Here is a 19,328-nt window from a genome sequence, read left to right on the forward strand (position 1 = left end):
TTGATGAGCCCCTGACAGAATGCTGAAGCTTGTAAGTCTGAGCATTCATCGGTTCTCTGCTGACCCCCATCAAGGACAGGGACAACAGTGCTGCGAGCGAGACGCAAAAGACCTTCCGTGACCGCCATAGCCGGGGCGTTGACCCTTGCGGCGGCCATGACGACGGGGTTCACCATCGCCCCACCGGCCTCCGCGGACGGCGGGAGCACCGCGGTCGCCAAAGCCACGACCGCGTCCCGGACGGTCACTCTGATCACCGGTGACCACGTACTGCTCGGCCAGGACGGAACGGTCGCAGGAGTCACCCCGGCCGAGGGGCGGGCCGCTGTTCCCGTCCAGATCATCGAGAGCGGCGGACACACCTATGTGATCCCCTCCGATGCCGAACCGCTGATCGCCTCGGGGAAACTGGACCGTGAGCTGTTCGACGCGGCCGAGTTGGGCCGCTCCGAGTACGCCGACATGGCGGGTGGCGGATCGCCCGTGATCGTCGAGTACAGCAGGGAGAACCCCGCCGCACGAACGAGCCTGCACGCGCAGACCAGTACGGCCGTCCGGGAGCTCGACGCGGTGGACGGCGAGGCACTCGTCCTGAGCCCGCAGGAGACCGCCGACGCGTGGTCGTCGCTCACCGACACCTCGGACGGGGTGAGTGAACTGGCGCCGGGAGTGGACTCCATCAGCCTCGACAAGGTGGTGAAGGCCTCGCTGGACGTGAGTGTCCCGCAGATCGGCGCGCCGGAGGTGTGGAAGGCGGGTTACGACGGTACCGGCGTGAAGATCGCCATCCTCGACACGGGTATCGACACCAGTCACCCCGACGTGGCCGGCAAGGTCATCGCCCAGCAGAACTTCAGCACCGACGCGGACTTCCAGGACCACAACGGGCACGGCACACACGTCGCCTCGACCGCGGCCGGGACCGGCGCGGCCTCGGACGGCAAGTACCGGGGAGTGGCGCCGGGCGCGGAGCTGCTCAACGGAAAGGTGCTCAACTCCGCCGGATCCGGCCTCACCTCCGACATCGTTGCCGGCATGGAGTGGGCCGTCGAGCAGGGCGCCGACGTCGTGAACCTCTCGCTGGGCGCCGCCGACAGCCTGGGGACCGACCCGCTCGAAGAGACCGTCGACGCGCTGTCCGACCGGGCGTTGTTCGTGATCGCCGCGGGCAACTCCGGTCCTTCGGCGAGCACCATCGGGACTCCAGGCGTCGCCGAGTCCGCGCTGACCGTCGGCGCCGTCGACAAGCAGAACGTCCTCGCGTCCTTCTCCTCCCGAGGCCCGCGCTTCGAGGACGGGGGCGTCAAGCCCGACGTCACCGCTCCCGGCGTGAACATCACCGCCGCCTCGGCCGCCGGTACCCTGCCCGACGCTCCGCATCCCACCCCGGAGTACGTGACGATCAGCGGCACCTCGATGGCCACCCCGCACGTCACAGGCGCGGCGGCCCTTGTTGCCCAGCAGCACCCGGACTGGAGTGGGCAGCAGATCAAGTCGGCACTGGTCGGCTCGACCGCCCCGGGCGACTACAGCGTGTACGAGCAGGGCACCGGCCGGGTCGACCTGGTCCGCGCGACCGGGCAGACCGTCGTGGCGGAACCCACCTCGCTCAACTTCGGTGCCGTGGCATGGCCGCACACCGACGACGAGCCGCTGACCAGGACGATCACCTACCGCAATGACGGCGAGCAGGCGGTGACCCTGGACCTGGCCGCCACCGGCACGAGCCCGACCGGCACCGCCGCACCCGAGGGGTTCTTCACCCTCGGCGCCCCCCAGGTCACCGTGCCCGCAGGCGGCACGGCCGGCGTGAGCGTGGTCGCGGACACCCGGATCGGAGGAGACGCCGACGGCGCGTACAGCGTCACGGTGACCGCCACCGGCAGCGGCCAGACCGTGCGGAGCATCGGCGGTCTGGACCGCGCGGCGCAGACGCACGATGTCACATTCAAGGCCACCGGCAGGGACGGCTCGACGCCCGGCTTCTTCGACTGGGCCGCCTACCTTGTCGGTATCGGAACGGACACCTTCGATCTGGTCCAGGGAAGCAACGGCACGGGGACGGTACGTGTGCCCGCCGGCGACTACACGGTCGTGGGCAAGACCTTCGCCAGGGGCGGCACCGGCGGTTTCGGCCTGGACTACCTCGTCGCGCCGAAGCTGACGGTCGATCACGACATGACCATCGAGATCGACGCCCGGCAGACGCAGCCGGTCGACGTGTCGCTGCCGGACTCCAAGGCCGAGAGCTTCACCTCGTTCATGTCCACCACCGTCAAGGACGAAGGAACCGGGACGAGCACCACGGTCGGGCTGACGGGGAACCCGGCCGGTACCCGCACCGCCCAGATCGGCGACCCGCTGCCGCCGGGCGAGGTGACCTCTCACTTCGGGTCGCACTGGTACAACGGCGACACCGAATACCACATCGCGGACACCCTTGAGGATGCCTTCTACACCGGCCACACGCAGCATGTGACCTGGGACGATCTGGCCAAGCTGACGCTGCGGCAAGGAGCGTCGACAGTTGGTGCCCTGGGGGTGAACTGGACTGTCGCGCCCGATCTCCCGCTCGGCGCAGTGGGGTTCTACTCGGAACTGCCGGGCACCAGGACGGTGTACCTGCAGGGCGACTACCGCTGGAGCGAGTACTTCCAGCAGGTCTCACCCACCAACGGCACCGTTCAGGCGGCGTACCGGCTTCCTGACAAGACGTACCCCAGCGGCAGCAGTCACACCGCCACCGTCAACACCGGCGTCTTCGGCCCGGTTCTCGGCGAGGGCCTGGGACTGATCCGGGACGGCGACACCCTCACCGGCAGCATCGTGCCCTTCGCCGACGGCGAGGGCCACGACGGAGGAAGCGCGTACGACACGGCATCGACCACGGTCTATCGCAACGGCAAGAAGTACGCGACGGCGGCCGGCGTACTGGACGCGGCCAGCTTCCAACTGACCGCGGACAAGGCGCGGTACCGCGTGGTGACCACCGTCGAGCGGGCCAAGTCCGGTGTCGCGTCGGTCAGTTCGACGGTCACCTGGCAGGCCGAGTTCACCTCGGGCCACACAGCGAAAGCTGTCGCGCTGCCGACCAGCGTGGTTCGCTACACCCCGGTCCTCGGTCTCGACTCCACGGGCACCGCCGGTGCCAGGCAGTCGGTGGCGGTCACCGTGCAGGGCTCGGCCGCCGGACGCGGCCTGGCTGCGCTGCAGGTGTCCGTCTCCTACGACAGCGGCGAGAGCTGGCGCCCGCTCGTCGTACGACAGGGCACGGTGACGGTGAGCAACCCGGCCGCGGGAGGCTCGGTCTCCTTCCGGGCCCGGCTGACGGACCACAAGGGCAACACCTTCGTTCAGACGATCGTTGACGCCTACCGCACCAAGTGATTCCTTGCGCCCGCACGGCCGGTGTCAGCCGGCCGTGCGGGCGTAGGCGCGCCGACTGCGACCCGCGAACCTCTCCGCGAGGACCACGTCAGCCGGTCACCCGCACCACCGCCGTCGCCCCTGCCCGTACGGTCGGCGTCGCGTAGGTGTACGTCACGCCATCGACCTTCTTGGTTCGCACGCGCTGCGGGACACCGTTGACCGTGATCTTCTTGTGGACGCCCTGGAAGCGGGCTTCCCAGCTGTAGGCGCCGCTGCGCGCGTTGTTCGTCAGCGTGGACTTCGTCGCACCGTCGTGCCGCACGGTGATCGTGCTCTTGCCGATGGGCACGTCCGCGGTCTGGAGCCACTTCATGCCGGACGGCAGTCGCGACTGCGTGGTCACCTTGTGGTTCGCCGCGTCCGGTGCGATACCCATCAGGCCTTCGACGGTCTGGCTGACCAGGGAGAACGACACCTCGGGGTAATCACCGTTGGGGCCCTGGCTGGCGTTGACGTGCTGGAGCTCCCGCTGGTCGTAGATCTTCTTCATCCACGTCCAGGCGGTGTCGTTGCGGTTGTTCTTGAAGAACATGTCGGGCAGGTACGTCGTCGACTCGATGTTGGGCGATCCCTCAGGACCCAACTCCTGCGCCTGGATGTAGTCGAGGTAGGTGTCGTTGCGCGGGCCCGGATCGAGAAGCTGCTTCATCGGCACGAACACGCTGTTCTCCTTGCCCCAGCCGGTGACCGGGGTGCCGGACGTGGTGTACGCGCGGACCATGTCGGCGCCGCTTCCGCCGCCGCTCCAGTCGTCGTTGTAATACTCCTTCAGGTCGGCGGCGCGCCGGTCGTATGTCCTGGCCAGCGCGGTGTCGCCCTTGCCGCGCGCGAGGGTGGCCATCGCCAGGTACGCCTGGTACTGCGCGGCGATGCCGTCACCGGCCTCGGCGAGACCGTCGCCGTCCTGCTCGTTGTAGCTGGCGGCGCCGGCGAAGATGCCGTTGCCCGTGCCCTCGGCTACCTCGACCTTGCCGTTGGGTACGGCGCTGTTGTGCAGGTCGATGAACTCCTCGGTGGAGTGCCGGTAGAAGTCCCACAGTGCCGGGTCGTCGACGTAGCTCTTGTCTCCGGTCCAGAGGTACGCCTGTCCTGCCTTCTCGACGAGTTCGAAGACGGCCGGCACCTCGCGCACGAAGTTGTCCGGGCTCTTGTAGTCGATGCTCAGGTAGGTCTTGGCATCGAAGTTCAGGGCCCACACCGGGAAGTACTTGTGCTCGGCGGTGGCCGACGACGCGTACGAGCGGAGCATCGTCTTGTTCTCGGCGTCGAGGCCGAGGATGTGGGCGCCGGCGAGTTGGTGGGTCATGTCGCGGGAGTAGTAGGCGCTGCGGTTGGCGTATCCGGCCCAGTAGGAGGCCGCGTAGGGCGCGGTGCCGGTGCCGCCGGTCTGGTACTCGTCGACGTTGATCGGGCCAACCGTACCGGGCAGCTGTACCCAGCTGTTGGCCTTCTTCTTGGCCCAGCCGAACATCTCGACGACCTCGGGATCGGACGAGGTGACCTTGGGGTCGGCGGGCGCGGCGGGGGAGATCATCAGGTCGTCGGCGTTGACCCAGGCGGTGCCGGAGCCGAAGGCGATCTCCAGCCGGTCGCCGGCCTTCAACTCGACGCGGCTGATGGTGTAGCGGGAGTACGCGCGGCGCTCCGGCAGGGTGATCGTCTCGACGGTCCTGCCGTTGACGCGGACCGTGTAAGTGCCGCCGGTGCCCGCGCTCCCGATCCATGCGGAGAAGTCGTAGCTGCCGTTCCGGGGCGCGACGAGGGTCTGCCGCGCGCTCTTGCCGGCCCCGGCGTCGAGGTAGAGGAAGTGGGTGCCGCCGTGATGGTTGCCGGTGCCGACCCCCGTGCCCGCGCCGAAGGTCCAGCCCGTGCCGCCGTTCTCGAAGCCCGGGTCGTTCAGGGCGAGTTGGGGCGGGGAGGCGGATGCGGTGTCCGACGCGGTGGCGCCGTCGGCTCCCGTCGCCGCCGTCGCCGACAGCGCGGGGGCCATCGGCGTAAGCAGGGCAACAGCGGTGAGCAGCACAAGCCTTGAAGGCTTCATCGGATCTCCCGGTCTTCGGTGACGGCGGGCGGGCAGCCAAGCGGTGGCGGCAAGCTAGCAGGAGCGGAACGGGAGATTCAATGGTCATGCACAGGAAACGCGCAAGAAATGCAGATCCAGTGCCATGATTAGCAGATCACATGGCAGAAAGTTTTCACTCAACTCTTGCAAGTCAAGTCGGCCACTTGCTAGCTTCCAGCCGCGCTACAAGAGCCGCGCACTCGCCGGACCCCGGAGCAGCCATGGACGCCTCGCCCCTCAACCAGCCACCGCCGGACGACCCTCCGCGACTCGGTCTGGAACGGCGCCGCCTGCTCGCGCTGGGCGGTTCGCTGCTCGCCACCGGGGCCGGGACCTCGTTGCTCGGCGCCTGTTCGGTGACCGGCGCGACCAAGGCGGGGAGCCTCGGCGACCCGGACAAGGCGGCGGTCACCGTCTGGAGCTGGCAGGGTCCCGCCGCCGCGATTAAAGCGCTGGTCCCCGCCTTCAAGGCGGAGTATCCCGGGATCGACGTCACCGTTCAGGACATCGGCAATCCGGCGATCTGGGACAAGATCACCACGGCCATGGCGGCCGGCGGCCAGGGTCTCGCGGACGTCCTGCACATCGGCGTCGACTATCTCCCGGCCTACACCGAGAAGTTCCCCGACGGGCTCGCCGACCTCGGTCCGCTCGGCGCCGACCGCTACCGCGACGCCTTCGCCGACGGCATGTGGCAGACCGTCACCCGCAAGGGCAAGGTCAACGCCCTTCCCTGGGAGGCCAATTCGGCCGGGTTCTACTACCGGGCCGACATCTTCGAGGCCGCCGGTGTCGACGGCGAGGCGCTGGCGACGTGGGACGACGCCATCAACGCCGGGAAGAAGATCAAGAAGAAGACCGGAGTGCACCTGCTGGGCATCGACAAGCCCGCCTCCCAGCCGGACGCCGCCAACTTCTTCCAGATGCTGCTCCAGCTCCAGGGCACCTTCTACTTCGACGCCGAGGGCCGGATCACCCTCAGTACCCCCGAGGCCGTCACCGCGATGACCCTCATCAAGGAGATGAACGACGCAGGACTGGTCAGCGATCTGGCGGGCGGCTGGACCGCGCTGGAGAACTCCATCAAGGCCGGCACCGCGGCCGTACTGCCCTGGCCCACCTGGTTCGGCAGCATCATCGAGGGCCTGGTCCCCAAGGAATCCGGCAAGTGGAAGGTCCGCCTCCCACCGGCCGTCAAGCCCGGCGGCACCACGGCCGCAACCGTCAACTCCACCCATCTCGCCGTCGCGGGCTCCAGCATGCACCAGGCCGCCGCCTGGGCGTTCGTCGAGTACGTCCTGACCAGGCCGGCCTCGCAGGAAGCCATCTACCGCAGCAACGGCATCGCCCCCGCCCTGCTCAAGGCGTACGAGGCACCCGTCTTCCACGAGCCGTCGAAGTTCTTCAGCGGCCAGCACAAGGGCGAGATCTTCCTGGGCGCCCTCAAGGCGCGCTCGCCCGCCGTCAACTACTCCGCCGACTACGCCCGCGCGCTCAAGACCGTCGCCGACGCGCAGACCCAAGTACTCCTCAAGGGCGCCGACCCGGCCCGGGCCCTGCGCAACGCCGCCGACCAGCTCGCCCGCCAGACCGGACGGAAGCTCGCCTCATGACCACGACCACCACCGACGGCGTCCTGAAAACCGTGGGCGCCGCCCGCCCGGCAACCGCGCCCCGCCCCACCGCCCGGATCCTGCGCCGACGAGCCGTCCCGTACCTCTTCATCCTCCCCGCGCTCGTCCTCTTCGCCGTCTTCAAGCTGTATCCGATCGGCTCGTCGTTCCTGATGAGCCTGTACGAGAACGTGAATGGTACCCAGGAGTTCGTGGGCGCGGGCAACTACACGCGGGCACTGGACGATCCGCTGCTGTGGACCGCGCTGAAGAACACCGCGATCATCCTGGTCGTCCAGGTGCCCGTCATGCTGGCGCTGGCCGTCGGTATCGCGGTCGCCCTCAACTCCACGCTCCTGCGCGGCCGCGCCTTCTTCCGGCTCGGCTTCTTCCTGCCGACGGTGACCGGGCTCGTCGCGTACGGCATCATCTTCGCCGTCCTGCTCAACACCCAGTACGGACTGGTCAACTGGCTGCTCGGCCTGGTGGGCATCGGAGAGGTGCCCTGGCTGACCGACCCGCTGTGGGCCAGGATCTCCCTCGGCCTCGCACTGACCTGGCACTACACCGGCTACAACGCGGTGATCTTCCTCGCCCGACTGCAGTCGCTGCCCACCGAGTTGTACGACGCGGCGGCCGTCGACGGCGCCTCCGCCTGGCAGTCGTTCCGCCATGTCACGCTGCCGGGGCTGCGGCCCGCGCTCCTGCTGACGACGGTGCTCTCCACCATCGGCACCCTCCAACTCTTCGACGAGCCGTACGTGCTGACCGGCGGCGGGCCCGACAACGCCACCCTCACCATCGGCGTGTACCTCTACCAGAACGCCTTCAAGTACTTCGACTTCGGCTACGCCTCGGCCGTCGCGTACATCCTCACCGTCCTGATCGGCATCCTGGGCATCGTGCAGTTCCGCCTGCTGGGAGAGAAGTCGTGACCCTCACCGCCACCCGGCCGCGGTCCGGCCGCACACCCCGTTCGCGCTCCCTCCTGCTGACCTCCTCGCTGGGCATCGCCGTGGCGGCCGTCCTGCTGCCGTTCTACTGGCTGATCATCGCCGCCACCCACAGTTCCAAGGAGATCTTCGACAGCCCGCCGCCGCTGCTGCCCGGCGGGCACCTGATGGACAACCTCTCCACCCTGGAGTCGTCGGCGCAGTTCAGCCAGGTCATCGTCAACTCGCTGCTGATCACGGTCATTTACACGATCGCGGCGGGAGCGATCTGCACGCTGGCCGGATACGGCTTCGCCAAGTTCCAATTCCGCGGCAGCGGCGCGCTGTTCGGGCTGCTGATGCTCGGGCTCGTCATCCCCACGCAAGTCACGCTGATCCCGCTGTTCAAGATGATGGTCGACCTGGAGTGGCTGGGCACTTATCAGGCCGTCATCATGCCCAACCTCGCCCTGCCGTTCGGGATCTTCCTGATGCGGCAGTCGATGGCCGCGCTGCCCGACGAACTCATCGACTCCGCGCGGATGGACGGCTGCGGGGAGTTCAGGCTGTTCCTCAAGATCGTCCTGCCGCCGATGAAACCGGCGCTCGCCGCCCTCGCCATCTTCCTGTTCCTCTTCCAGTGGAACGACTTCATCTGGCCGCTGGTCGTGCTGCGCGACGCCAGTGAGTTCACCATCCCCGTCGCGCTCGCGTCGCTCCAGGGCCTGGACCAGACCGACTACGGCGCCCTGCTCACAGGCACGGCCCTCGCCGCGATCCCGATGGCCCTCGTCTTCCTCGCACTCCAGCGCCACTTCGTCTCCGGGCTCCTCGCCGGTGCCGTGAAGGAATGATCCCCGCAATGACCCTGAGCACCACCCAGCGTGTCACCTCCGGCGTGACCACCCAGCCGGTCACCACGGCCGAACTCCCCCCGGCGCGCTACGAGCCACTCCTCGACGGCGTCCGTATCGCGGTCCTCGCCCACGCGACGGGCGTCGGCGCGCACTGGACGATGACCGAACTCGACGACGGGCAGGCGCTGTTGGAGATCCGGACGGACGGCGTTCCGGCTCCGACGGAGGTGCGGATGAGCGTGCCGCTGGGCGACGCGGCCGGCTACTGGCACCCGGGCGCGGGCTGGGAGCGCACCCTCGTCGCCGACTGGGCGGGCCGCTCGCGCGTCAGCCTCGTCGACGGCACCGCCGCGGGTTGTCTCTACGACCACGACGGCCGTACACGCCTCACCTTCGCCGTCGCCGACCCGGTCCCAGAGACCGACGTCGTCTTCGGGGTCTCGGAGGAGAACGACACCCACGTGGTGCACCTGCACCTGGCCCCCGCGCCCGACGGCGGCCCGCGCCGCATCCTGCTGGCCCGCTCGGCGCCCACGGTCGCCACGGCCCTGCGCGGGCTGCGGGAGTGGTTCGGCGCTCAGCCGCAGTGCGCCCCCATGCCGGTCCCCGACAGCGCCCGGGCGCCCGTCTACTCCACCTGGTACGCCTTCAACCAGCGCGTGGACGCCGCATCGGTCGAGGCCGAGGCCGATGTCGCCGCCACACTCGGCTGCGAGGTGCTCATCCTCGACGACGGCTGGCAGGAGTACGGCAACGGCCGTGGCTACGCCGGGTGCGGCGACTGGCGCCCGGATCCGGTGAAGTTCCCCGACTTCACCGAGCACGTGTCCGCCGTACGCGCGCAGGGCATGCGCTATCTGGCGTGGGTCGCACCGCTGCTGCTCGGCCCCGGCGCGGACTGCGCCGAGCGGCTCGCCCCCTACGCACCCGCACCCGCCGGCGTCCCGGGCGCCCACGTCCTCGACCCGCGCCGCCCCGAGGTCCGTGACCACGTCATCCGCCTGTGCACCCGGCTGGTCGCCGACCACGGCCTCGACGGGCTCAAGATCGACTTTCTGGACGAGGCCATGGCGTACCGCGGCGACGGCCCGCACGCCCACGCCGAAGGCACTGACATCAGCGACGTCGGCCAGGCCATGACCGTCCTGCTCACCGACCTGCGCACCGCGCTCGAAGAACTGCGCCCCGACGGCGAGTTGCTGCTGGAACTGCGCCAGCCCTACGTCGGCCCCGGCATGGCCCCCTTCGGCAACATGCTGCGCTCCTTCGACTGCCCGGGCGACGCCACCGGCAACCGGGTACGCACGCTCGACACCGCGATGCTCGCCGTCGGCGGCGCGGTCCACGGCGACATGCTCCTGTGGGACCGCGACGCGCCCGCGCACGCGGTGGCCCGGCAGCTCATCGGCTCCCTGCACAGCGTCCCGCAGATCTCCGTACGGCTGACCGACCTGTCCCACGAGCACCGCGAGACCCTGGCGTTCTGGCTCGCCGAGTGGCGGCGACTGCGGCCGGTGCTGCTGCACGGAGACGTCGAGCCCGGCCGGCCCGACGATCTCTACACCCTGGTCACCGCGGTGCGCGGAACCTCCTGCGTCACCACCGTGCACAGCGACCGCGTCGTGCCCGTCGACACCCTCGCGTACGACGACATCACCCTGGTCAACGGCACGGCCTCGGACCGCCTCGTGATCGAGGTGAGCGGCGGGCAACGGCCGTTGCGCATGACCGTCCGTGACGAGCGTGGCCGTATCATCGACGACTGCGAACGGTCGCCGGCACCGGGGCCGCACATCGTGCCCGTACCTCGGTCGGGGCTGGTGGCACTACGGGTGGCGGAGGGAAACGCATGAAGGTCGGCATCACCGAGGTCGCGGACCGGGCACAGGTGAGCGAGGCCACGGTCAGCCGCGTCATCAACCGGCGCCAGGGCGTGTCCCGCAAGACCCGCGAGGCCGTCGAGCAGGCCATGGCTGACCTCGGGTACGAGCGCCAGACGCGGGGTCAACTCATCGCGGTCATCACCGAGTTCGTCTCCAACCCGTTCTTCGCCGACGTCTGCGAACGGATCGAGTCCACGCTCGCCCCGCACGGCCTCAAGACCATCCTTTGCCCGTGCTTCCCGGGCGGAGTACAGGAGTTGGACTTCGTGACCTCGCTCGCCGACCGGGGCGTCGCCGCCGTCGTCTTTCTCTCGGCCAGCAACACGATCGAGGGCGCCGACCCGGAGGCGTACGAACTCCTGCGCTCCCGCCGGATCCCGTTCGTCGGCGTCAACGGCCAGTTCGAGGGCGTGGGCGAGGCGCCGGTCTTCTCCACCGACGACCTGCTGGCCGCCGAACTCGCCGTCGACCACCTCCACCGGCTCGGCCACCGCCGCATCGGCATGGCATCGGGCCCGGTCGGCAACCGCCCGGCCGACCGGCGGGTCAGTGGCTTCGTCTCCTCGCTCGCCAAGCGCGGTGTCGAGGACCCGGACCAGTGGGTGGTCCGGCAGTCCTACACCGTGGAGGGCGGCCAGTCCGCCGCGATCTCACTCCTTGGCCGTGGCGCCACGGCCATCGTCGCCGCCAGCGACTACATGGCCCTGGGTGCGATCCGCGGCGCGCGCCGTCAGGGGTACGACGTCCCGCGCGACGTGTCGGTCGTCGGCTACGACGGCGCCATGATCATGGACTTCGTCGACCCCCCGCTCACCACGGTCCGTCAGCCGGCCGACCGCCTGGCCTCGGAGGTGGCCCGAAGCGTCATCGCCCTGGTCGGCAACCGCGACGTCCCCGTCGGCGAACTCCTCTTCGACCCCGAACTGGTGATCCGCGCGAGTACGGCGGCTCCTCGGGCGGAGTGAGAGGGGGGGCGCGGGTGGCAGCCGCGATGAGTTGCAGGGCCTCCAGAGATGCCACAGCGGGTCGGGGGGCAGCGCACGGCGGCGTGACGTTGCCGCAGACCCCGCGGGGTCAGGCCTGATCAGACGTTCGGTTGCGGGCCGGTGAACGTGGCCAGTATGAGGTCGATGAGCGCCTGGGCGGCGGCGGACGGGCGACGGTCGGCCGCCGTGACGAGGGAGATCACGAACGCTGGCTCCGGTCGCACCGGACGGAGGGCGACCGCACGGGAGCCGGAGGCCAGCGACTCGCTCAGGAACGCGAAGCCGAAACCCGCCCTGACCAGTTCCACGACCGTGGGGACGTCGGCCACCTCCACGGTGACCTCCCGTCGCACCCCGGATGCCAGGAACAGCTGGTCGACGGCGAGCCGAGTGCCCCATCCCCGCGGGAAGTCGACGAACCGTTCGCCGTCGAGTTCGCTGAGCGGGACGACGCGGCGGCGGGCCAACGGGTGGCCCTCCGGACAGGCCAGCAGCATCGGCTCGGAGGCCAGCGGGTGCACCGTCAGACCGGGCGGATAGTCACTGGGAAGGGCGGCGAAGGCCAGATCGAGCCTGCCGTCGATCACCTGGCCCGCCAACTCGGTGGACCCGCCCTGGGCGGCGCTCGGGACGATCTGCACCTGCGGCCGTTCCTGGTGATAGCGGGTCAGCACGGCGGCCAGGTCGATCAGCGTCATCGAGTGCATGATGCCGACCCGTACGGTGCCGCGGAGCCCGCCGTGCACGGCGGCGACGGCGTCCCGGGCGGCATCGACAGCGGCCAGTGCGTTGCGCGCCTCGACGAGCAGTGCCCGGCCGGCGTCGGTGAGCTCGACGTAGTGGGTGGTGCGGTCGAACAGCCGGCCGCCGAGTTCGCGTTCCAGTGCCCGGATCGACACCGACAGCGCCGACTGAACAAGGTGAATGCGTGCCGCGGCGCGGGTGAAGCTGCGCTCCTCCGCGACTGCGACGAAGTGCTCCAGGTGCCGCAGCTCCACGTCATGCTCCTGATTCATAACCATCATGCCCAGTCTTCGTTGGACAGCATAACCGTGGTGGGCGGAGGCTGATTGGACGACGCGGCGGCGATGCCGTGCTCACCCCTTCGGGCAATGCGACAGGAACCTCTTCATGTCTTCAGTGATCACCGCCGGACGCGAGCAGGACGGGGGGCACCCCGCGCAGGCGCGGCGACGCCGGCACCATTCGTTCGGATTCTGGGCCGCCACGGTGGCCTTCCTGTTGAACATGGGATTCTCGGCAGTACCGACCCCCCTTTACGTGCTCTACCAGCAGCGTGATCATTTCTCCACGATCATGCTGACGGTCGTCTACGCGGTGTACGCGGTCGGGGTGATCGTCAGCCTGTTCTTCGGCGGCCATGTGTCCGACTGGGTGGGTCGCAAGAACGTGTTCGTGCCCGCGCTGCTCGTCAACGTGGTCAGCGCGCTGATCTTCCTGTTCGAGCCCAGCCTGCCCGGACTCCTTGTGGCCCGGGTCATCAGCGGGATATCCGTCGGCCTGACCACCGCGACGGCCACCGCCTACCTCGCCGAGCTGCACCTCGGAGCGTCCGGCGGCGATGAGGGCTCCCCCCGCCGTGCCCAAGTCGTGGCCACCGCAGCGAACCTGGGCGGCATCGGCGTCGGGCCGCTGATTTCCGGAGTGCTGGCTCAGTACGCGCCGCAACCGCTGCGGCTGCCCTACATCCTGTTCGCCGTCGTCCTGACCGTGCTGGCCGTACTGGTCGCGGTCTCACCCGAGACCGCCGACCGCCCGGTTCCCGCGCCGCGGTACCGGCCGCAGCGTGTCGCGGTGCCGGGGCATGCTCGCCGGACGTTCTTCGCCGCCATCGCCGCGGGCATGGCCGCGTTCGCGGTCTTCGGTGTGTTCAACTCGCTGGCTCCGTCGTTCCTGGCCGGCACGATGCACCAGGACTCGCACGCGGTGGCCGGCGCCGTGGCGTTCGCCGCGTTCGCCGCGGGCGCTCTCGCCCAGATCGCGATGAGCCGAGCCGGGCTGCAGCGCACTCTCCGCGTCGGCCCGCTGATACTCGTCCCGGGTCTCGCGCTCCTGGCGGGCGGGATGTGGCTGCCCAGCCTGACGATGTTCCTGATCGGCGGAGTGCTCAGTGGCGCCGGTGGAGGTCTGGCCTTCCGTGGCGCGCTGAGCGCCGCCGGGTCAACGGCCCCACCCGAGTCACGTGCCGAGGTCCTCGCCGGCTTCTTTCTCGGCGCGTACATCGGACTTTCGGTTCCCGTGGTCGCCCTGGGCATCGCCACGCAGTACGTGTCCGCACGCACGGTCATGCTGGTATTCGTGGTGATCGCCGCCATCGCCGTAGTGCTGTGCACCCGCGTCGTGGTCGCAGAGCTTGCCCGAACTGGCCGGGAGCCGGCGAAGCGCTGAGGTCCTGGACTGTTCGTCGCGTTCCCGCCACAGGCGGTGTCGCCGGCCTCGCCCGGCGAAGTCCGGATCACCAGCCGTGTCACCGCCGAAGCACCTGCTCCGCGCAAAGGCGACGGGCCGGGCACATCGTGCCCCGCCCGTCGCCGACTGGACCGACACCCTAGGCTTCGACCCGACACCAGCCCGGGACCCGACACCAGACCCGGACCGAGACCAGGAGCGCGCACCGTGTTCGACCCCGCACCGGAGCACCCGTACCCCGACAGCCACCGACCGGACGAGGCGCCCGCCCCGCACGCGCTGCTGTTGCCCGTAGTCGGCCTCCTGGGTACCTGGCACGGCCGGGGGCACGGCGAGTACCCCACGCTCGTTGAGGACTTCGCGTATGCACAGGAGGTCACCTTCAGCCACGACGGCCGGCCGTTCCTGCGCTATGAGGCCCGGGCCTGGCTGTTGGACGCCGACGACGCACCGCTGCGTCCGTCAGCCAGGGAGAGCGGCTGGTGGCGGCTCCAGCCCGACGGCCGGGTGGAGGCGCTGATCACCCAGCCCACCGGAATCGCGGAGATCGCGGTCGGCCGGGCGACCGACAGCACGGTCGACCTCTCCACACACGAGGTGGCGCTGACGCCCACCGCGAAGGAGGTCAACGCCACCCGGCGCCGCTACACACTGACCGACGACGACACGCTCACGTTCGTCCACGATCTGGCGGCGGTCGGTGAGCCGTTGCAGCACCATCTCTCGGCACGGCTGCGACGCAGCCGTTAGACGGCGACCGCCTCAGGGGCGGTGGCCGTCTGTTACGGGATGCGCGCAACCGCGGCGTAGATACCGCTGCCCTCGGGCTCGGGTGCCGGCGTCGTCTTGAACCATTCCGGGGCCGTCGTCAGACCGGGATCGACCAGGTCCAGGCCGTCGAAGAAGCGGTTGACCTCCGAGCGGGTGCGGAAGCCGAGCGTGATGCCGCCCTTGGCGTACTGGGCGGTGACCTGTGCCGCCAACTCCGGGTAGAGGTCGGACGCGGCGTGTGACAGCACGAGATGGCTGCCCGAGGGCAGCGTCGCGACCAGATTGCGGACGATGCCGTGTGCGTCCTGCTCGTCGGGGATGAAGTGCATCAGAGCGATCAGGGACAGCGCTATCGGGCGGTCGAAGTCCAGTACGGCACGGGCGCGTTCGAGTATCGCGGCCGGCTTGCGCACATCGGCCTGGATGTAGTCGGTGGCCCCCTCGGAACTGCTGATCAGCAGCGCTTCCGCATGCCGCAGCACGATCGGGTCGTTGTCGGTGTAGACGACCTTCGCGGCGGGCGCGATCTGCTGGACGATCTGGTGCAGATTCGGCTGAGTGGGGATGCCCGTGCCGATGTCGAGGAACTGGTCGATGCCCTGCGTGGCGAGCCAGGCGGCCGCGCGGTGCATGAACTGGCGGTTCTGCCGGGCCGCGTCACGAGCTTCGGGCGGCAGCTTCTCACCCAGGGCCTCGTCGACGGGGTAGTTGTCCTTGCCGCCCAGGAGCCAGTCGTAGACCCTCGCGGGATGCGCCGTGCTGGTGTCGATCTGCGGAGGACGGGGGGTGTCGGTCGTCATGGCGGGCTCCGGCGTGAGCAGGGATCATCAATGGCTGTGATCACCGTAGTCTGGCACAGCATCTCACCTGATTGTTGGGGTGAGTTGGCGGCTTTGGACGGTCCCTGGGACAGTGCGGCGCGACGGCTGAACAACCGGCGCGGGTCGGACCGGGGGAGCCCGGTCCGACCCGCGCCGACCTCACACGGTGGCTATGTCGAACTGCTCCCAGGCGCCGATCTTCGTGCGGTTGGCGACCAGCGGGTCCGTCCCGGCGTCTTCCGCGGTGACGTACTTGTCGTTGATACGCGCGCGCAGGCTGACCGTGCCGCTGGAGTTGGTGATCAGCTGGAAGGTCTCGTACGAGCCGATCGCCGTACGGTTGGCGATCAGAGGTTCGGCGCCGGCGTCCTCGGCGGTGACGAATTTGTTGTTGGCGTTGGAGCGCAGCGCGATGTTGCCGTCACCGGCGTCGAGCACGTCGAACTTCTCCCAGGGACCGACGGCCGTACGGTTGGCGACCAGCGATTCGGCGCCCCCGTCGTCGGCGGTCACATAGGCGTCATTGGCCTTGGCACGCAGGGTGATCGTCTTGCCCACGTACGAGTTGACGGTGGTGGGGGTGGTGGCCGTGGAGGAGACCACCGGCTTGGTGGGACGGGTCTCCGTCAACGCGATCGTGCCCTTGAGCATCTTCCCGCCGTCACCGGTCAGCCGCAGATAGTAGTCGGCGGAGCAGGCGGTGCCGTCCTCGTCGAGGGCCAGCATCTTGGAGCCCCCGTCGGTGGGCACCCAGTCCTGTGTCTCGGCGGTCTTGGCGATCTGGTTGCCCTCGTTGTACTCGTCGAACATCGAGATGTAGATGCCCTGCACCCCGGCGCGGACCATGTTGTAGAACTGCCGCCACATGAAGTCGCCGTGCGCGCGCTGGCCTTCGTTGAGTCCTCCGGGCAGGACACACGGCTGGTAGTCGATGCCGTGCTCCGCGCAGTCCTCGAGATCGGGCACGGTCGCCACGTTGTAGAAGTTGTCGGCGTCGCTGACGTTGCCGATACGGCCGACCAGCCACGGTGAGATCATGTTGAAGGCGTGGTAGACGTCGCTGAACCCGGCACGGGAGTCGCTGCTGCTGGTCCGCCACCAGGTGGGCACGCCGCCGATGACGTAACAGCCCTGCGACTTGAACCAGTTGACCACGTCGAGGCAGGGCTCGGGCTCCCAGGGCCGCTTGGAGTCGTTGAAGCCGAAGCCCCAGATGCACACCACCGGCTTGCCGTTCTGCGTGGCGTACGCCGAAGAGGCGGTGTGCGCCTTCATCTTCTCGGTCCAGTCGGTCTTGATCTCCGACTGCATGTCCGTCCAGCCGGTGACGTCGTACATGATGTAGAACTTCCGGCCGTACGACTCCGCCGCGCTGCGTACCTTGGTGGCCATCTCGTCACGGATCGGCCCCTCACCGCCGGTGGGGTTGAAGCGCTGCAGAGCCGCGGTGTCGATGTCGTTCTGCTGCATCCACAGGAAGTGGGTGTCCACCGTCTGTTGGTCGTAGGAGGAGAACAGGTCGGCCGGCTGGCCGTTGCCGAGGTCGGCGTAGTCCGACTTGTACGTGGTGGTGTACTCCCGTACGTCCGGCCAGGAGACGATGTTGGTGTTGGACGCCGCCGCCGCCTGAGCCTTGTCGGCGGCCCAGTGCCACCAGGAGTCCATCGGGGAGCCGTCGCCGGCGGTGGCGAACCAGCCCTGGTAACCGACACTGACCTTGCCGACGACATCGCCGTCGGCGCTGGCCGTGGTACCGGCCGTGGCCACCCGGGCGATCCCGAAGGCGCCGACCGCGGCAGCCGCGGTACCGCCGAACGCCGTGGTGAGGACCTTGCGGCGGGACCAGAACTGCTTGCGGTGGGACTCAGACATGGGGTGGTACTCCGTGGGGGAGATCGGGCGCCAGGCTCCGGCGGCTACCGTCCGTTGCGTGCAGCAGCGGATTCATCGGGGGTCGGGCCAAAGAGGTGCGTCGAGCCCGTGGCTGCGCACCGTGCGCCAGTCCTGTTGAACCGGCGATCGCGGCCTTCGAAGGGATTCAACTTGTGCGAGTGATCGCCGGTCAAGGCGCGTCGGTCGGTTGTGGGAAGCAGCTCAATCGGCCGAATTTCTGTTATGCGCGGCAGCGGCCCGGTGCGATGTCGAATCAGTGCCCGGAGGCAGGGCGCTGTTCACATGGATGAACTCATGTCAGGTGGGTGTACGCCCAGCTGGCTGCCGTGTAAAACTCCTTCAACTTCCCTACAACGTTGACCAGTTGGAGAGGCAGGCGACTGTGAGCATTTCCCGGCGAACGGTGCTGGCTACGGCAGCCGGTGCTACGGCGGCGTACGCTTCCGCACCGCAGGTTGCCCAGGCGGTAGCCGGTCGGACACCGGCGGCGACCCTGCGCACCTTGCGCGCGGCGGCCGACTACGCGGTGGACAAGATCGGCGCCGTCGCACCAGGAGTGAGCGCCTTTCCCGTCGGGACGAAGTTCGAGAAGTGGACCTACTCCCAGAACGGTGACTGGGTCGGTGGATTCTGGCCGGGAACGCTGTGGATGGCGTGGCTCTACAGCGATGACGACAAATTCCGCACACTGGCGCTCGCCTCGGCGAAAAAGCTCGCTCCCCGTCAGTACGACACCGCCACCCACGACCTCGGCTTCCTGTTCTCTCCGTCCTGGGTGACCGCATGGCGTCTGACGGGCGACGACACCTGGCGGGCCGGTGCCCTGCAGGCAGCCGATTCGCTGATCCAGCGGTACAACCCGCGCGGGCGTTTCCTCCGGGCGTGGGGCGCACTGAACGATCCGAACAACGCGGGCCGGGTCATCATCGACACGATGATGAATCTCGACCTGCTGGCATTCGCCGGCGAGCAGACCGGCGACGGGAAATACCTCGACATCGCCGTGGAGCACGCGAAGACCGCTCAGCAGGTGTTCCCGCGACCCGATGGATCGATCCCGCACGTATTCGACTTCGACCCGGCCACCGGAACGCCGATCGGCCCGGGCACCGTGCAGGGCTACAGCCCCACCTCATGCTGGTCACGGGGACAGGCATGGGGACTGTACGGGTTCACCACCATGTACCGCCGCACCGGCAACCGGCAATTCCTGGCCACCGCACGCAAGCTCGCCGACTTCGCGGTCGGAGCGCTGACCGCGGACCACGTCCCGGTCTGGGACTACCTCGCGCCGCAGCACCCCCACGACATCAAGGACGCCTCAGCCGGCGCGATCATGGCCTGCGGTCTGCTCGACCTGGCCGCCGCAACAGGCAGACAGGAATACCGTGCGGTGGCGCTGCGGATACTCACCGCCCTGGCGCAGACCTGCCTGACGGACAAGTCGTCCCGCGCCGAGGCGGTCGTAGCCCGCTGCACCCGCAACCGGCCGGCCGAGGACGGGATCGAGGTCTCGCTTCCCTACGCCGACTACTACCTGCTGGAAGGCATCCTGCGCGTGCTGCAGCCGCAGGACGTCGACCGGGCGATCGACCTGTCCACAGTCTGACGCGAGCAAGGCGTGGTGAACGCTGTCGGGACGGCCAGGTCC

The 19,328-nt window shown here is 69.0% G+C and carries 13 protein-coding genes; 9 read left to right on the forward strand and 4 right to left on the reverse strand.

The features are described 5' to 3' along the window. Positions 1–117: 117 nt before the first annotated feature. On the forward strand, positions 118–3,387 hold the full coding sequence (locus AB0N66_RS15770; RefSeq protein ID WP_365434079.1) for a S8 family serine peptidase: 3,270 nt from the start codon (positions 118–120) through the stop codon (positions 3,385–3,387). 88 nt (positions 3,388–3,475) lie between these two features. Here AB0N66_RS15770 and AB0N66_RS15775 read toward each other — a convergent pair whose 3' ends face one another. Next, positions 3,476–5,470, reverse strand: a complete 1,995-nt coding sequence (locus AB0N66_RS15775; RefSeq protein WP_365434082.1) for a hypothetical protein — start codon at positions 5,468–5,470, stop codon at positions 3,476–3,478. A gap of 242 nt (positions 5,471–5,712) precedes the next feature. Here AB0N66_RS15775 and AB0N66_RS15780 point away from each other — a divergent pair, with 242 nt between their 5' ends. The 5 genes from AB0N66_RS15780 to AB0N66_RS15800 are packed head-to-tail and all read left to right on the forward strand — an operon-like array spanning position 5,713 to position 11,741. Further along, the gene (locus tag AB0N66_RS15780; RefSeq protein WP_365434085.1) at positions 5,713–7,104 is read left to right on the forward strand and encodes a sugar ABC transporter substrate-binding protein; all 1,392 of its coding nucleotides are present in this window, start codon (positions 5,713–5,715) and stop codon (positions 7,102–7,104) included. Continuing rightward, positions 7,101–8,039: a sugar ABC transporter permease gene (locus AB0N66_RS15785; RefSeq protein ID WP_365434088.1), complete on the forward strand. Its 939-nt coding sequence runs from the start codon at positions 7,101–7,103 to the stop codon at positions 8,037–8,039. The genes AB0N66_RS15780 and AB0N66_RS15785 overlap by 4 nt, the downstream gene beginning before the upstream one ends. Next, on the forward strand, positions 8,036–8,890 hold the full coding sequence (locus tag AB0N66_RS15790) for a carbohydrate ABC transporter permease (protein ID WP_365434091.1): 855 nt from the start codon (positions 8,036–8,038) through the stop codon (positions 8,888–8,890). The genes AB0N66_RS15785 and AB0N66_RS15790 overlap by 4 nt, the downstream gene beginning before the upstream one ends. 8 nt (positions 8,891–8,898) lie before the next feature. Next, entirely contained in the window at positions 8,899–10,746 is a 1,848-nt protein-coding gene (locus AB0N66_RS15795) for a glycoside hydrolase family 36 protein (protein ID WP_365434094.1), read from the forward strand. Beyond that, complete coding sequence (locus AB0N66_RS15800; protein ID WP_365434097.1) at positions 10,743–11,741, forward strand: LacI family DNA-binding transcriptional regulator; 999 nt, start codon at positions 10,743–10,745, stop codon at positions 11,739–11,741. Before AB0N66_RS15795 ends, AB0N66_RS15800 begins: the two co-directional genes overlap by 4 nt. 119 nt (positions 11,742–11,860) lie before the next feature. On the opposite strand, the gene AB0N66_RS15805 is transcribed toward AB0N66_RS15800, so the two are convergent. Then, on the reverse strand, positions 11,861–12,778 hold the full coding sequence (locus tag AB0N66_RS15805; protein WP_365434100.1) for a LysR family transcriptional regulator: 918 nt from the start codon (positions 12,776–12,778) through the stop codon (positions 11,861–11,863). 115 nt (positions 12,779–12,893) lie between these two features. Here AB0N66_RS15805 and AB0N66_RS15810 point away from each other — a divergent pair, with 115 nt between their 5' ends. Both AB0N66_RS15810 and AB0N66_RS15815 read left to right on the forward strand, forming a co-directional pair. After that, positions 12,894–14,171, forward strand: a complete 1,278-nt coding sequence (locus AB0N66_RS15810) for an MFS transporter (RefSeq protein WP_365434103.1) — start codon at positions 12,894–12,896, stop codon at positions 14,169–14,171. Positions 14,172–14,399: 228 nt separating this feature from the next. Then, positions 14,400–14,942 carry an FABP family protein gene (locus AB0N66_RS15815; RefSeq protein WP_365434106.1) on the forward strand — a complete coding sequence of 181 codons (543 nt, stop codon included), beginning with the start codon at positions 14,400–14,402 and terminating at the stop codon, positions 14,940–14,942. A 32-nt stretch (positions 14,943–14,974) separates the two neighbouring features. On the opposite strand, the gene AB0N66_RS15820 is transcribed toward AB0N66_RS15815, so the two are convergent. Beyond that, a complete protein-coding gene (locus tag AB0N66_RS15820; protein ID WP_365434109.1) occupies positions 14,975–15,763 on the reverse strand; it encodes an SAM-dependent methyltransferase in 789 nt (262 codons plus the stop codon). Between the two features lie 180 nt (positions 15,764–15,943). Continuing rightward, complete coding sequence (locus tag AB0N66_RS15825) at positions 15,944–17,656, reverse strand: xylosidase (RefSeq protein WP_365434112.1); 1,713 nt, start codon at positions 17,654–17,656, stop codon at positions 15,944–15,946. A 403-nt stretch (positions 17,657–18,059) separates the two neighbouring features. On the opposite strand from AB0N66_RS15825, the gene AB0N66_RS15830 reads away from it, so the two are divergent. After that, entirely contained in the window at positions 18,060–19,286 is a 1,227-nt protein-coding gene (locus AB0N66_RS15830) for a glycoside hydrolase family 88 protein (protein WP_365434115.1), read from the forward strand. Positions 19,287–19,328: the final 42 nt, after the last annotated feature.

The sequence above is a fragment of the Streptomyces sp. NPDC093544 genome, from assembly GCF_040683495.1.
GTDB lineage: Bacteria > Actinomycetota > Actinomycetes > Streptomycetales > Streptomycetaceae > Streptomyces.